The sequence below is a fragment of the Micromonospora sp. NPDC020750 genome, from assembly GCF_044334565.1.
Taxonomy (GTDB): Bacteria; Actinomycetota; Actinomycetes; order Mycobacteriales; family Micromonosporaceae; genus Micromonospora.
Window position 1 is genome coordinate 294,147 of record NZ_JBIRTH010000004.1, and the last position, 13,292, is coordinate 307,438.

The 13,292-nt window shown below is 73.3% G+C and carries 13 protein-coding genes; 6 read left to right on the forward strand and 7 right to left on the reverse strand.

Annotated features, from left to right (window positions below):
• Positions 1-23: 23 nt before the first annotated feature.
• Positions 24-1,622 carry an FAD-dependent oxidoreductase gene (locus tag ACH4T9_RS15205; RefSeq protein WP_396672797.1) on the reverse strand — a complete coding sequence of 533 codons (1,599 nt, stop codon included), beginning with the start codon at positions 1,620-1,622 and terminating at the stop codon, positions 24-26.
• A 38-nt stretch (positions 1,623-1,660) separates the two neighbouring features.
• Complete coding sequence (locus ACH4T9_RS15210) at positions 1,661-2,707, reverse strand: LacI family DNA-binding transcriptional regulator (RefSeq protein ID WP_396672795.1); 1,047 nt, start codon at positions 2,705-2,707, stop codon at positions 1,661-1,663.
• A 436-nt stretch (positions 2,708-3,143) separates the two neighbouring features.
• Between ACH4T9_RS15210 and ACH4T9_RS15215 the strand changes: the two genes are divergently transcribed.
• On the forward strand, positions 3,144-4,502 hold the full coding sequence (locus ACH4T9_RS15215) for a hypothetical protein (RefSeq protein ID WP_396672794.1): 1,359 nt from the start codon (positions 3,144-3,146) through the stop codon (positions 4,500-4,502).
• Between the two features lie 228 nt (positions 4,503-4,730).
• Here ACH4T9_RS15215 and ACH4T9_RS15220 read toward each other — a convergent pair whose 3' ends face one another.
• Positions 4,731-5,282 carry an NADAR family protein gene (locus tag ACH4T9_RS15220; protein WP_396672793.1) on the reverse strand — a complete coding sequence of 184 codons (552 nt, stop codon included), beginning with the start codon at positions 5,280-5,282 and terminating at the stop codon, positions 4,731-4,733.
• Entirely contained in the window at positions 5,233-6,648 is a 1,416-nt protein-coding gene (locus tag ACH4T9_RS15225; protein ID WP_396672792.1) for a flavin monoamine oxidase family protein, read from the reverse strand. Before ACH4T9_RS15225 ends, ACH4T9_RS15220 begins: the two co-directional genes overlap by 50 nt.
• 1,057 nt (positions 6,649-7,705) lie before the next feature.
• Here ACH4T9_RS15225 and ACH4T9_RS15230 point away from each other — a divergent pair.
• Positions 7,706-7,933: a DUF559 domain-containing protein gene (locus ACH4T9_RS15230; protein ID WP_396672791.1), complete on the forward strand. Its 228-nt coding sequence runs from the start codon at positions 7,706-7,708 to the stop codon at positions 7,931-7,933.
• Positions 7,934-8,064: 131 nt separating this feature from the next.
• On the forward strand, positions 8,065-8,700 hold the full coding sequence (locus ACH4T9_RS15235) for a GNAT family N-acetyltransferase (RefSeq protein WP_396672790.1): 636 nt from the start codon (positions 8,065-8,067) through the stop codon (positions 8,698-8,700).
• A 13-nt stretch (positions 8,701-8,713) separates the two neighbouring features.
• On the opposite strand, the gene ACH4T9_RS15240 is transcribed toward ACH4T9_RS15235, so the two are convergent.
• Entirely contained in the window at positions 8,714-9,142 is a 429-nt protein-coding gene (locus ACH4T9_RS15240; RefSeq protein ID WP_396673053.1) for a MarR family winged helix-turn-helix transcriptional regulator, read from the reverse strand.
• Positions 9,143-9,435: 293 nt separating this feature from the next.
• Between ACH4T9_RS15240 and ACH4T9_RS15245 the strand changes: the two genes are divergently transcribed.
• The gene (locus ACH4T9_RS15245; RefSeq protein ID WP_396672789.1) at positions 9,436-11,154 is read left to right on the forward strand and encodes an ABC transporter ATP-binding protein; all 1,719 of its coding nucleotides are present in this window, start codon (positions 9,436-9,438) and stop codon (positions 11,152-11,154) included.
• A 17-nt stretch (positions 11,155-11,171) separates the two neighbouring features.
• Here ACH4T9_RS15245 and ACH4T9_RS15250 read toward each other — a convergent pair whose 3' ends face one another.
• Positions 11,172-11,441 (reverse strand): hypothetical protein, encoded by a 270-nt coding sequence (locus ACH4T9_RS15250; RefSeq protein WP_396672788.1) that lies wholly within the window; start codon positions 11,439-11,441, stop codon positions 11,172-11,174.
• 2 nt (positions 11,442-11,443) lie between these two features.
• Complete coding sequence (locus ACH4T9_RS15255) at positions 11,444-11,737, reverse strand: DivIVA domain-containing protein (RefSeq protein ID WP_396672787.1); 294 nt, start codon at positions 11,735-11,737, stop codon at positions 11,444-11,446.
• A 315-nt stretch (positions 11,738-12,052) separates the two neighbouring features.
• Between ACH4T9_RS15255 and ACH4T9_RS15260 the strand changes: the two genes are divergently transcribed.
• Together ACH4T9_RS15260 and ACH4T9_RS15265 are read left to right on the forward strand one after the other, a co-directional pair.
• Positions 12,053-12,292, forward strand: coding sequence for a winged helix-turn-helix domain-containing protein (locus ACH4T9_RS15260; protein WP_396672786.1), 240 nt, complete (start codon positions 12,053-12,055; stop codon positions 12,290-12,292).
• A gap of 109 nt (positions 12,293-12,401) precedes the next feature.
• Entirely contained in the window at positions 12,402-13,136 is a 735-nt protein-coding gene (locus tag ACH4T9_RS15265) for a restriction endonuclease (protein ID WP_396672785.1), read from the forward strand.
• The last annotated feature ends 156 nt before the right edge of the window (positions 13,137-13,292 follow it).

Consider the following 13,292-nt stretch of genomic DNA (forward strand, 5'->3'; position numbering starts at 1 on the left):
TCTTCTCCTCACCGGGGGGTGTTTCAGTAGCCCACGATCTGCGGCCAACGCAGTTCCACGCCGGCCGTTGTAAGGCGGTCCTGGAAATCGGTCAGCAGACGGGGGGTGTCGCGGACCGCGCGCGGGGACTCGCCCCGCTCCAGACAGAAGTCGGCGAGCAGGCCGGCGACCTCGCCGACGTTCCACTCGACCGGGTGCAGCCGGTAGCTGCCGTTGGTGACGTGCGTGGTGCCGATGTTCTTGCCGGCCGGCAGCAGGTTCTCCACCCGCTGCGGGATCAGCGCACCGAGCGGGATCTCGAACGGGCAGGACCCGACATCGATGTAGTTGTCGCCGCCGGTCGACGGGTGCAGGTCGATCCGGTACATGCCCACGCCGATCGAGTCGGGGTAGCTGACCGCGCCGTGCTCGCCGCGCACCGCCAGCGACAGGTCCTGCTCGACGACCGTGTACTCGGCCCGGATGCGCCGCGACTCCCGGATGTACGGGGCCTGGGCCAGGCCGTCGGCGCTGCCGGTGATGTCGCCGCGCAGCCGCAGCCCGGGGAATCCGGTGCCCCCGTCGGGCCGGGGCGCCTCGGTCTGCATCCAGTACAACACCGAGTACGACAGCTCCCGCGCCTGCGACAGGTGCCAGGACGCGTTCGGCACGTCGATGACCGGGCCCTCGAAGTAGTCGATCATCGGCCAGTTCACCAGGGTGATGTCGCTGGCGTACGCCCCGTCGACGAAGTTGCGCCGGGCGGCGATCCGCCGGAACGTCCACAGGTTGCCGTCGCCGGGGTCGAGCCGCTGGTCGGCGTTGACCGCCAGGGGGTCGTCGTTCGGGTTCGGGGTGAAGCTGCGCTCGACGATCTCCAGCGTCCGGGGGTGCGGGGAGCGCCAGGACAGCAGCCGGTCGCCCCAGAAGTCCGGCTTGTAGTCGCGCCAGAAGTCGTACCCGGCCGGGCGGTCGATGGTGTGGTCGCCGTCGACGTGGTCCAGGGCGAAGCAGACCGACACGGCCTGCATGTTCATCGGCTGGGCCTCGGCCGGCGCGCTGGGCTCGCCGGTCTCCTCCCGCGACTCGAACCCGGTGACGTACTCGACGCCGGCCAGCGGCAGCAGCTCGCCGGTCTCGGTGGCGTCCAGCACGTACGGGGCGGTCAGCTCGACCAGTTCGTCGGGGCGGTCGCGGTGCGCGACGGTCACCCCGGTCACCCGGTCGCCGTCGGTGGCCGCCGAGACCGGCCGGTACGGCTGGAGCACGGTCAGCCGCCCGGACCCCCGGTACGGCGCCAGCATCTCCTCCAGCACCGCCACCGCGACCCGGGGCTCGTGGCACAGCCGGCTGACCCAGCCGGCCCCCGGGTTGAGGTCGGTCCAACCCCGGGACCGCTCGGTGAGCGGGAAGTGCCGCCGGTAGTAGTCCCGGATCCCCGTGCGCAGCTCCCGGTAGCTGGCGGTGACGCCGAACTGCTCGACCCAGGAGTGCTCGTCCGGGGGGACCGCCTGGCTGGTGAGCTGCCCGCCGAGCCAGTCGAACTCCTCGGTCAGGATGACGCTCCGGCCGGCCCGGAGGGCGGCCAGTGCCGCCGCCACCCCGCCCAGCCCGCCGCCGACGACGAGGACGTCCGCACGCATCGTTACCACTTACTTCCTTCCAGTTACGCGATCGCCGCTCAGGAGCGGTCGACCGCCGGATCGGGGGCGCCGAGGGTGTCCCCCTCGACCAGTTGGCACGGCAGCAGGCGCTGCCCCACGCCGTCGGCGCTGCCGTCGATGACCGAGGTCAGCACCTCGACCGCCTGGCGTCCCATCTCCTCGCGGGGGATGTGGAAGCCGGTGAAGGTGAGGTCGGTGGGCAACGGCACGGTCGGGTCGCCGAGGGTCACCACCGACAGGTCGCCGGGCACCGTCAGGCCGCGCCGCCGGGCGGCCAGTTCGAGGGCCACCGCCGTGGCGAAGTCCTCCACGAACACCACGGTGGTGCGGTCGGCGCGCAGGTCGTCGAGGATGGCGTCGGCGTCGCGCCCGGCGGTGGGCAGCTCCCGGGTGCTCTCGGCCGCGCCGCCGTGGGCGGCGAAGCCGCGCCGCCGGTCCTCGGACGACTCGGCGTGGGTGCCCATGGACAGGTACGCCAGGCGGCGGTGCCCGTGGCCGAGGGCCCGCCCGGTCAGGGCGTCGACCGCCGCGGCGTAGTCGGCGCCGACGTACGGGACCGGACCGCCCGCGTCGTTGCGTCGGCCGACCGCCACGTACGGGAAGCCGTCCCGGTTGAGCCGGTGCAGCTCGGCGGCGTCGATCTCCCGGCCGAGCAGGAGGCAGCCGTCGGCCAGCCGCAGCCGGTTGTCCTGGTGGAAGATCCGCCGCCGTCCGTCGACGACCGGGGCGCTGGTGAACAGCAGCAGGTCGCAGCCGACCCGCTCGGCGTACTCCTCGATGCCGAGCAGGAACGGGTGGAAGAAGTCCCGGCTGCCGCTGGGGAACGCGGGCTCGTAGGTGAAGACGCCGATGATCCGGTTGAACCGGGCGGCCAGCCGCCGGGCCACCGGGTCGGCGGCGTAGCCGGTCTCCTCGATGGTCCGCAGGACGCGGTCCCGGGTCTCCGGCGCGATCCGCACGTCGGCGTCGGAGCGGTTGTTGAGCACCAGGGACACGGTGGCCTGACTGACGCCAGCCAGGCGAGCGATGTCACGTTGGGTGACGCGGCGCGGCGAAGAGGGCACGGGGGAGTCCTCCGGTTGGTGCTAATGCGTATTAGCGATCGGCGTTGGAGAGGACTCTCGCCCCCGACCCGGGGAGATGTCAAGGGCTCTCCGGAGATTTCCTCGCGATGAACTCCCTGAACTAATGCGCATTAGCTCGCCGGTGCCCGGGGCCGCCGACGTGCTTTCGCCCCTCGCGGCCGTTTCCCGTCGAGATCGAAGTGGCCCCCTTGACAGCGGGCCGGGCGGGCGGCGAACATCGGAGAAAGATTGATGCTAATACGTATTATCAGACTTCGACGAGTGCGCTGTCGCCCCGCCGGGCACCCCTCAAATCACCCTGCGTGACTTCGGTGGGTGCCCGGTCGAGGCGCGGGTTCCCACGCCGCCGGCCGCCCACCGGCGACGAAAGCCGCCTACCGCCCGAACGCCCCCACCGCAGAGATGAGAAGACGACATGACACACCCGTTCGGGTCCCCTCCCCGCCGCGCCGCCGTCGCGCTGGCCGGCGTCGGCCTGCTGGTCGCCGCCACCGCCGCCGCCCCCGCCGCCGCGAGCGGCCCGGAGTTCGACTTCCCGCGGTTCAGCTACGCGGGGACCGCGTTCGACAAGAGCCAGCTCTCCTACAACCCGACCAACGAGTTCATCTTCCCCAGCCTCATCCGGGCCGCCGACTACTTCGCCGACCCGCTGGGCGAGTACTACCTGTACTACGCCCCGCACGAGCGGCCCGGCGGCATCTCCCTGGCCTACTCCGACTCGATCGACGGCCCGTGGACCGAGTACGCGGCCAACCCGCTGATCGGCAACACCTGGCTGCCGCACTACCCGACGGTCAGCCACATCTCCTCGCCGCACGCGGTGTGGGTCGAGGGCGAGGGCAAGCTGTTCCTCTACTTCCACGGCGAGAACTCGATCACCCGGTACGCCACCTCCACCGACGGCGTCCACTTCGACTACGGCGGCACCGCGATCAGCCGGGACGACAGCACCGGCGGGGAGACCTCCTACGCCCGGGTCTTCGAGCAGTCGGTGCCCCGGCTCGGCACCCGGTACCTGATGCTGTTCATGGACAACCCCACGGCCGCGTTGCCCGGCCCGACCGGCCCGGTGTCCCGGCGCATCCGCTGGGCGGTGTCGAACGACGCTCGTACGTGGACGGTCCAGCCGGAGCCCATGGTGACCCCGCAGGGCATCGAGGGGCCGAACGCCTCCGGGCCGTTCTTCCTGCGCTGGCAGGGCCGCAACCTGGTGATCTTCCACGCCGCCGACGGCAACATGCACGCCGTCGACGTCGGCGAGAACCTCGACCGGGAGGTGCACCTCGGGGTCGTGCACGACTCCCTGGCCGAGGCCCCGGACCTCGGCCGCTCCGCCGCGCCGACGTTCTACTTCGACGGGCGCACCGCGCACATGTACTACGAGGCCGGTGGCCGGCTCACCGCGACGATCGGGCACGCCGTGGCCGCCCTGCCCGCGCCGCTGCCCACCCGGGAGCTGGACTGCGCGGTGGACCGGCCCGTGCTCTGGCCGCCGAACCACAAGATGGTCGACATCGCCGTGACCGTCGACCTCCCCGACGGGGTGCTCGGCCCGCGCGCCTTCGCCCTGGCCGAGGTGACCGGCGGCGACGCCGCCGACGTCGCCGGGTTCGTCATCGGCGCCCCGGACACCGCCGGCCGGCTGCGCGCCGAGCGCGCCGGCAACGGCGGGGACCGGGTCTACACCCTGCGGTACGCCGGCCACGACGAGATCGGCCGCCCGGTGGGCTGCTCCGTCACCGTCACCGTCCCGCACGACCAGCGCCGGGCCTGACCGCCGACGTCCTTGAGGTAGCGGCCTGGACGATCACTGCGGCCTGGACGATCCGTGCGGTGGGACGATCGGTGTGATCGGGGCGGGCGGTCGATCCAGGGGCTCGCCGGCCCGGCCCTCGTGCGGGGGCTGGGGCGGGTCGGGGCGGGGCGCTGGTCGGGCCGGGTCGGGCGCTGATCGGGCCGGGTCGGGCGCTGGCTGCCTGGGATCCGGCGACGGCCGCCCGGATCAGGTGCGCAGGGCCGCCCGGGCGTCCATCAGGGCGAATCCGAGCAGGTTGTCGCCCCGCCAGCGGGCCGGGTTCTCGACGGCGGGGTCGTCCGCGGCCAGGCCGACGCCCCACACCCGGTCCGCCGGGCTCGCCTCGACCAGCACCCGGTTGCCGGTGGCCAGCAGGTACGCGCGCAGGTCGGCGTGCTGGGCGAACTTGGCGACGCTGCCGGCGACCACGACGTCGTACCGGTGAACCGCCCAGACGGCCTCGTCGAAGCCGCGGACCCGGCGGCCGAGGGCCTTGGCCCGCTGCGGGTGCCCGGCGGCGAGGACCTGCTCCGCCACCGGATCGTCGCCGAAGAGGGCGGCCTTGCGCCACATCATCCAGTGCTCGGCGGTGTGGAAGACCCGACCGTCCACGGTGAACGGCGCGGGCCACCACTGGCTCAGGCAGCCCGGCCCGACAGCGCCGTTCCGCTGGGGCCGGTGACCCCAGAAGTGCAGGTACTTCACCGGCTCACCGGCGCGGTGCAGGGCCACCAGGTCGGCGACGGATCGAGGCGACATGGCCGACAGTCTGCCCTGCGCCCCCGACACCGCGCCGCCGAGTTTCCGTGGTCCCGGCGGTCACCTCGGCCGCCGCCCGTTCACCCGCGCGCACCGCCCCCTCCAGGTAGCCCGTCCAGCCGACCGCCGTCTCGGTGCCCGCCCAGTGCACCCGCCCCACCGGCGGGCGCAGCGCCGGCCCGTAGCCGCGCCACGAGCCGGGGGCCAACACCCCGCAGAAACACCCCCGGGTGTACGGGTCGGCCGACCAGTCGTACTCGACGAACCCGTCCGGGCGGGCGGCTTCCGGGCCGACCATGGCCACCAGCGCGTCCAGCACCGCCGCGCGCCGGGCGTCCGGGGACATCCCGCGCAGCTCACGCGCCTCGTCGCCGTAGCTGAACGCGGTCAGCACCCCGCGCGGCGAGTCCGGGGTGCCGTTGTCCACCGTCTCGGTCACCGGACCGGTCGCACTCGTGCCGACGCCGGAGAGCCCGCCAGCACGCCAGAACGGCTCCGGGTAGAGCGCGTGCACCTTCACCGCCGAACCCATCGGCATCCGCTGGGTCAACCCGTCGCGCAGCGCCGGCAGCGGCGGGTCGTACCGGATCCGGCCGGCCAACGCCGGGGCCACGGCGACCACCGCCGCGTCGGCGGGGTACGCGTCCCGGTCGGTGCGCACCAGCACCCCGCCGACGTCCTGCGCGATCACCGTCACCGGCGCGCCCAGGCACAGCGCCCCCGGCCCCACGGTGGCCGCCAGCCGCTGCGCCATCCGTTCGGCCAGCGCCGCCGGGCCGCCCACCACGCGGTCCTGCTGCGCCCCGCCGGCCATCCCCAGCAGCAGGGCGCTGCCACCGCCGCTGCGCAGGTAGAACAGCATCTGGAGCAGGGAGATCTCGTCCGGGCCCGTGGCGAGCAGGCCGCCGGCCAGCAGTCGGCCCAGGTACCGGGCGCCCGCCGGATCACCTGCGGCCTCGGCCAGCCAACCGGACAACGGCAGCCGGTCCCACTCGGGCGCCTCGGCAGCCAGCCAGGGCGCCGCCGGATCGAGCCGCGCGGCGAGGGCGTCGAGCCGGGCCAGCACCCGCCCGGTGGACTCCGGCGGCTCTGGGCGGCGCTCCCCGTCCCAGCGCAGCACCGGCGCGCCGAGGGCCGCCGACGGGAACGTGGTCAGGCCGTACTCGGCGACCAGGGCGTACATCCGGTCCTGGGTGGGGCCGAGCCACTGTGCGCCCAGGTCGAGCTGGGTGCCGTCGGGCAGCCAGCGGGTCAGCGTCCGCCCGCCCACCCGCTCCCGGGCCTCCACCACCCGCACGTCCCACCCCGCGCGGGCGAGCGCCAGCGCAGCGGCAAGCCCGGAGAACCCACCCCCAACCACCACCACCCGCCCACCAACATCCACCCCACGGCATACCCCCGACCAGCTCCCCTACGCCCCGCCCTCCGGCCGGCTTCCTCGCGGCCCCCTTGATCGTCTGCTGGTCACCGGCGCGACACGCCGGGTGGGACGCCGGTACAGGACAGACGATCTCCATAGCATTCCGCCGGGGCCTGTGGGCCGTCATCCACAGCGGGGCGGGTTGTCCACAGATCGGTGGTGCGGGGTGGCGGAAGCGGGGGCGGGCGGGCCACGGTCAGCCGCGTGAACGGTGAGCTCAGTGAGTTGTCGCGTCGGCACGGTGGTCTGCTGACCTGGGCCGCCGCCGTCCAGGTAGTCCCGGAGTGGACGTTGCGCCGGGCCTGTGGTGCAGGGAGCCTGCTTCGGGTGCTGCCCGGCGTGTATGTCGACGCCCGGCTGGCACCCCCGCCCAACGCCCCGCCCGGTCTCCCGCCCAACGCCCCTCAGCTCGCCCCACCAACCGTCCCGCACTCCGTCTCGCCCTCCGCTTCGTCTCTCGTCCCGTCGCTGGCCTGGCTCCCGCCCGAGCTGCGGCACCGCGCCGCGCTGGCGTACGGGTACGGGCGGGCAGCGCTCGGCGGGCCCACGGCCCTGCACGCCTGGGGCGTACGCGGGCAACCCGACGGGGAGCCGGTGCACCTCGACGTGCCGGACGGGTCGGGGCTGCGTTCTCGGCCGTACCTCGTGCTGCACCACCGGCGCGGGTTCCGCCCCGCACCTCCGCACGCGCTGAACCGCCGGGGCGTGCCCGTCGTCCGGCTGGAACGGGCGCTGGTCGACGCCTGGCCGCTGCTGCCGGCCGTGGACCGTCCCGCCCCGCTGATCCGCGCCGTCAACGACGGCCTGACCACCCCGGCCCGGGTCCGGTCGGCGCTCGCCGGGACGCCTAGGCTCACCCACCGCGCCGAGCTGCGCGCGCTGCTGGACCGGCTGGCCGTCGGCTGCCGCAGCCCGCTGGAGGTGTGGGGGCACGACCACGTCTTCACCGGCCCGGCGATGCCCCGCCTGCGGCGGCAGTTCCGGGTACGGATCGAGGGGCACCATGTACCTCGACGTCTACGCCGAGCGGGAACGGGTCGACTTCGAGCTGGACGGGGCCACCGCCCACGGCGAGCCGGGGCAGCGGGAGATCGACCTGCGTCGCGACGCGCTGCTGGCCACCTGCGGCATCCTCGTCGTCCGTTTCGCCCACCGCAGGCTGGTACGTGAGCCGGACCGGGTGCGCGCCGAGATCCTGGCCATCCTGGCCAACCGCCGCAGCGGTCGGTGAACCGCCCGTCGGACCGGGCCAGGGGGCAACGCAGCGGTCGGTGAACCGTCCGTCGGACCGACCAAGGGGGCACCCGAAGATCAACCGTTGCGCCGATCGGCGCGGAGCCGCCGGTCCCGTACGGTCCCGTCGTGTCTTCCCGCCTGCGCTCCGCACTGTCCCTGTCGGGCGTGCCCGGCCTGATCTGCCGACGCGACCCCGTGCACCGGGTGCGGTCCGCGCGGCTGGACATCTCCGTCGCCCGGGTGCGCGACCTGAGTGAGCTGGCATCGCTGGAAGACGACGAAACGCGCCACCGCAACGGTCGCACGCTTGCCGACGAGGTGGCCGCGCTTGACGGTATCGATCCCGCGCTCCCGGTGTGGACCCGCGAGTACGCCATGTTCGTGGCCCGCGAGCGAATCACCGGTCGACCGGCGGTCAGCGTCACCCTGGCCGTGACCGCCGACCGGCGGATGTGGGTCGGCGGCTGGGTCGTCGCCGACCACCGCCGTCGGGGGTACGCCCGGGAAGCCCTCGATGTGGTCTGCGCGATCGTCCACCGGCACCTCGGTGTCGCCGAGCTGCACGCCGCCCGCGAGACCGACAACGTCGCCAGCGGGCGCTGGCTGGCCTCGTGCGGCTTCGTCCAGGTTGACGGACCGTCGACGCACGTGCTGCCGGACGGCCGGTCCATCGAGCCGGACTGGTGGCGGCACACGGACGAGCGGGCTCGGCGGCGCTGTGTGAGTCTGCACGCGCCCGGCTTGACGATCCTGTTCGGCTGAATCGGGCGGCAGGTCAGTCGCGCAGGGTACGCAGGATGCGGGTCAGGTGGGCCCGGTCGGTCGGGCTGAGCCCGCCGAAGAGGCGTTCCGCCTCGGCGTGCCGGGCCGCCCGGATCGCCGCGCCGACCCGGGTGCCCTCGTCGGTCAACGTGACCAGGGTGGCGCGCCGGTCGACCGGGTCGGGGCGGCGGGCGACCAGCCCTCGCTCCTCCAGGCCGTCGACCACCTCGGTGGTGGAGCGCGGCGCGATGCGCAGGTGCTCGGCGAGCGCGCTGAGTCGTATCGCGCCGTGCCGGGTCAGTACGCCCAGAGCCCGGGAGTGCCCGGGGTTGATCGCCCACGGTTCGAGGGTCTGCCGGGACAGGTGGCGCAACCGCCGGGCGACGGCCCAGAAGCTCTCCGCCAGGCCCTCGTCGTGCTCACCGGGGCTCTCCTCGTGCATCCCCGCGCTCTCGTCGCCCGTTCCGGCGCTCTTCTCGCCGGCTCCGGTGCCCTCGTCGCCGGCTCCGGTGCTCTTCTCGCCCGACCCGGCGGGGTGCGCCGGCCCGGGTGCGCGGTCGTCGGCGGTCACCGGAATACCGTAGCAGCACTTGCTGTTGTCACCTCATGATGAGGTAACCTCAGCATCATCGTCCCCCATCGGAAGGCACAACCTTGGACGCACCCCCCACCCACCGGGAGAGCCGGGGCGGCTCCCGCACTGTTAGCCCCGCCGAGAAGGCCCAGGCCAGGCAGGTGTCGCTGCGCCGCATCGGCCGGCTCTTCGCCCCGCACCGCTGGCAGCTCGGCACCGTCACCGCGATCATCGTGGTCTCCTCGGTCGTCGCCATGGCGTCGCCGTTCCTGCTGCGTACGGTGATCGACCGGGCCCTGCCGGAGCGCGACCTGACCCTGCTGGTCCGGCTGGTCCTCGGCATGGTCGCCGTCGCGGTCGTGACCGCGGCCCTCGGCGTGGTCCAGACCTGGCTCTCCACCCGCGTCGGCCAGCAGGTCATGCACCGGCTGCGCACCGACGTCTTCGCCCACCTGCACCGCCAGTCGATCGCGTTCTTCACCCGCACCCGCACCGGCGAGGTGCAGTCCCGGATCACCAACGACATCGGCGGCATGCAGACGGTGGTCACCTCCACCGCCACCTCGATCGCGTCGAACCTCACCACGGTCGTCGCCACCGTCGTCGCCATGGCGGCGCTGTCCTGGCGGCTGTCGCTGATCTCCCTGGTCGTGCTGCCCCCGTCGATCTGGCTCACCCGCCGGGTCGCCCGGATGCGTCGCGAGATCACCGCGCAGCGGCAGCGCGAACTGGCCGACCTCAACGTCACCATCGAGGAGGGTCTGTCGATCAGCGGCGTGCAGCTCAGCAAGACCCTCGGCGCGGGCGACGCGCTCATCGACCGGTTCGCCGCCTCGTCCGCCCGCCTGGTCGACCTGGAACTGCGTTCCGACCTCGCCGGCCGCTGGCGGATGGCCTCGATGAGCGTCATCTTCGCCGCGATCCCCGCGCTCATCTACCTCGGCGCGGGCCTCCCCGGGACCGCCGGCACGCTGAGCATCGGCACCCTGGTCGCCTTCACCGCCCTCCAGGGCGGGCTGTTCCGGCCGCTCATGGGCCTGCTCGACGTGGGTGTCTCGCTCACCGCCTCGATGGCGCTGTTCGCCCGGATCTTCGAGTACCTCGACCTCCCCGTCGAGGTCGACGACCCCGAGCGCCCGGTCGAGATCGACCCGCGCCGGGTGCGCGGCCACGTCCGCGTCGAGGGCGTCACCTTCACGTACCCGGGCAGCGACACCGCCGCCCTCGCCGGGGTCACCCTCGACGTGCCGGCCGGCACCGGCCTGGCTCTCGTCGGGCACACCGGCTCCGGCAAGAGCACCCTCGCCGCCCTGGTCAGCCGGCTGCACGACCCCACCGCCGGGCGGATCACCATCGACGGGATCGACCTGCGCGACCTGCGGCTGACCGACCTGGCCGCCGTCGTGGGCGTGGTCAGCCAGGAGACGTACCTGCTGCACACCACCGTGCGGGAGAACCTGCGGTACGCCCGGCCGGACGCCACCGACGCCGAGATCACCGACGCGGCCCGCGCCGCCCAGATCCACGATCTCATCGTCGCCCTGCCCGACGGGTACGACACCATGGTCGGCTCGCGGGGGCACCGGTTCTCCGGCGGGGAGAAGCAGCGCCTCGCCATCGCCCGCACCCTGCTGCGCGATCCCCGGGTGCTGGTCCTCGACGAGGCCACCAGCGCGCTGGACACCGAGACCGAGCGCGCCGTGCAACGGGCGTTCGACGAGCTGTCCCGGGGACGTACCACGATCACGATCGCCCACCGGCTCTCCACCGTGCGCGACGCCGACCAGATCGCCGTCCTCGACCACGGCCGGATCGTCGAGTCCGGCACGCACGACAGCCTGCTCGACCACGCCGGCCGCTACGCCGCCCTCGCCGCCTGACCAACCCCAGGGGGAGGTCAACCCGCCCGTACGGCGTGTGGTGCCGTCCGGCGGGGATGCGGTGTCGGCGGTAGAGCGGGCCGGAGGCCGGCGAGCTGGACGTACACCTCGCGTTTGGCGGTGGCCAGGCCGCGATGGTCGAGTACGTAGCCGGTCAGCCAGATCCAGCCGTGGTACGTCGGCTGGTCGGAAACCGACACGACGCGGAAGGTGAGGGCCCGGTCCCCGGCGAACTGCACCGAGGCCCGACCGTCGATGGTCAGCAGGTCGCCGGGGGAGGGGCGCATCGCTACCAGCGGCCCCGGTTGGGTGGCCGCGGCTCCGGCGGGCGGCATTCCTGGGCGTGCATGATCTGCCAGTCGCGTAGCGCCCGCTTGAGCCGGTCGTTCTCCTGTACGAGCAGCCGCACCTCCTCGTACAGCTCGGTCAGCTCGTCGGCCAGCCGGGTCTGGAACTCGCGTACCTGATCCGCGTCGACGCCGCGCCGACGCGGGTCGAACGCTCGGGTACGCACCTCGTGTGGGGTCAACCGGGCCGGCCGGCCCGTCCCGTAGAGCTGGCCACCTCGATACACCTGGGCCACGACGATCCTTTCCGAGGCAGACGGAAGCATGCAGGGTCCGTGCGGTGGGTCTGGAAGGGCGGGCCGTCCGCACCGGCCACGGACGGCCCGCCCGCTCCGCCGCCGCAGCCCGGTTCGGCGGTACGGCAGCAGAGCAGCCCGGTGGGTCGGGGCGGGCAGGGGGCGCCCGCCCCGACCGGGGGATGAGCCGATCTCGTTGCCACGCGAGGAGCGACCCGAAAGCAACAGTAACGGCTTAGCCGTTTAAGTCAACCACGGGCTGTTGTCGTTCATGGGCGTTTCGTGATCGAATTGGCGAGCCACGCAAGGAGCGCCATGCCTACAACACCCGACTACATCCGCATTGCCGACGACATCGTTGCCGGTGTCAAGGCGCGCAAACTCAAGCCCGAGGACAAGCTGCCGCCGATCGCGCAGATGGCGGCGGACTACAAGGTCGGCACGTCCACGATCCAGATGGTCTACGTGCGCCTTGAGGCGTTGCGCGTCATCCGACGGCACCAGGGCAAGGGCATCTTCGTCACCGACCCGAAGACCTGGATGCGGGAGCCGTAGCCGGACGAGGTCGGTGCCGGCGTGACGGGTAGCCGACAGAACCGGCGTCGGGGCGTGAAATCTGTCCCCGTCGATCGGCAAGCTGGTGTCCCGCCGTCGGAGGTGCCGCATGCCGTACGTGAAGTCCCACATCCGCCGCGACGGTGCCCGGGTCCGGGCCCACTACCGCAAGCGGCGGCGCGCTCGCGGCGGCGGGGCGGCCCGCCGTGGCCGGTCCGGCGGAGGTGCCGGGAGCGCGGCGTTGCTCGTCGGGGGCGTGCTCGCGCTGGTGCTCGTGGTCATGGCGGTCGACTTCGTGCGGCGGCACCCGTACTGGTCGGTCCTCCTGGTGGCGGTCGTCGGCCTTGCCGTCGCCGCGTTGCTCTTCGCCCGCACGAGGCAGCGGGCCCGACAGCGGGCTGAGCAGGAACGACAGCGGGCTGAGCAGGCCCGGCGGGACATGCTGATCGCGGTGACGGACGCGATGTCCGGGCCGGAGTTCGAGCGGTGGTTCGCCCGGCTGTTGGAGGCGTCGGGGTTCCGGCAGGTTACGGTCACAGGCGGGTCGGGGGACCGGGGCGCGGACGTCGTGGCGGTCGCGCCGGACGGGCGGCGGGTGGTGGCGCAGTGCAAGCGGCAGGGCATCCGCAACCGGGTGGGCAGCGCGGCCATCCAGCGCTTCGCGGGGACCTGCCGCGAGGTGCACGGGGGTCAGCTCTGCGTGATCGTGACCAACAGCTTCTTCACGGCGGGCGACGGCGTGCGGCTGGCCAAGCAGCTCGACATCGCGCTGGTGGACCGGGCGGCCCTGGAGACCTGGGCGTCGACGCGCACTCCGCCCCCGAACCTGTTCGCGGCCCGCTGAGTCTTCCGATCGGCCGTCCGCTCGGGCGGCAGGCGGGCTGCTCGCCGGCCGATTCAACCATTGACGGGTATCTGACTCGGCGGTCGGATCAAGGACGCTCGTCGAAACCGATAACCTCGCCCTGAGCGCTGCTCCGATTCCGTCTCGTCAGCGCGG

Bases quoted from the DNA above. Each gene is read 5' to 3' on its own strand.
- ACH4T9_RS15215 (WP_396672794.1), top strand. From the start codon at position 3,144: ATGACACACCCGTTCGGGTCCCCTCCCCGCCGCGCCGCCGTCGCGCTG.
- ACH4T9_RS15240 (WP_396673053.1), bottom strand. From the start codon at position 9,142: ATGCACGAGGAGAGCCCCGGTGAGCACGACGAGGGCCTGGCGGAGAGC.
- ACH4T9_RS15220 (WP_396672793.1), bottom strand. From the start codon at position 5,282: ATGTCGCCTCGATCCGTCGCCGACCTGGTGGCCCTGCACCGCGCCGGT.
- ACH4T9_RS15230 (WP_396672791.1), top strand. From the start codon at position 7,706: ATGTACCTCGACGTCTACGCCGAGCGGGAACGGGTCGACTTCGAGCTG.
- ACH4T9_RS15205 (WP_396672797.1), bottom strand. From the start codon at position 1,622: ATGCGTGCGGACGTCCTCGTCGTCGGCGGCGGGCTGGGCGGGGTGGCG.
- ACH4T9_RS15265 (WP_396672785.1), top strand. From the start codon at position 12,402: ATGCCGTACGTGAAGTCCCACATCCGCCGCGACGGTGCCCGGGTCCGG.
- ACH4T9_RS15260 (WP_396672786.1), top strand. From the start codon at position 12,053: ATGCCTACAACACCCGACTACATCCGCATTGCCGACGACATCGTTGCC.
- ACH4T9_RS15250 (WP_396672788.1), bottom strand. From the start codon at position 11,441: ATGCGCCCCTCCCCCGGCGACCTGCTGACCATCGACGGTCGGGCCTCG.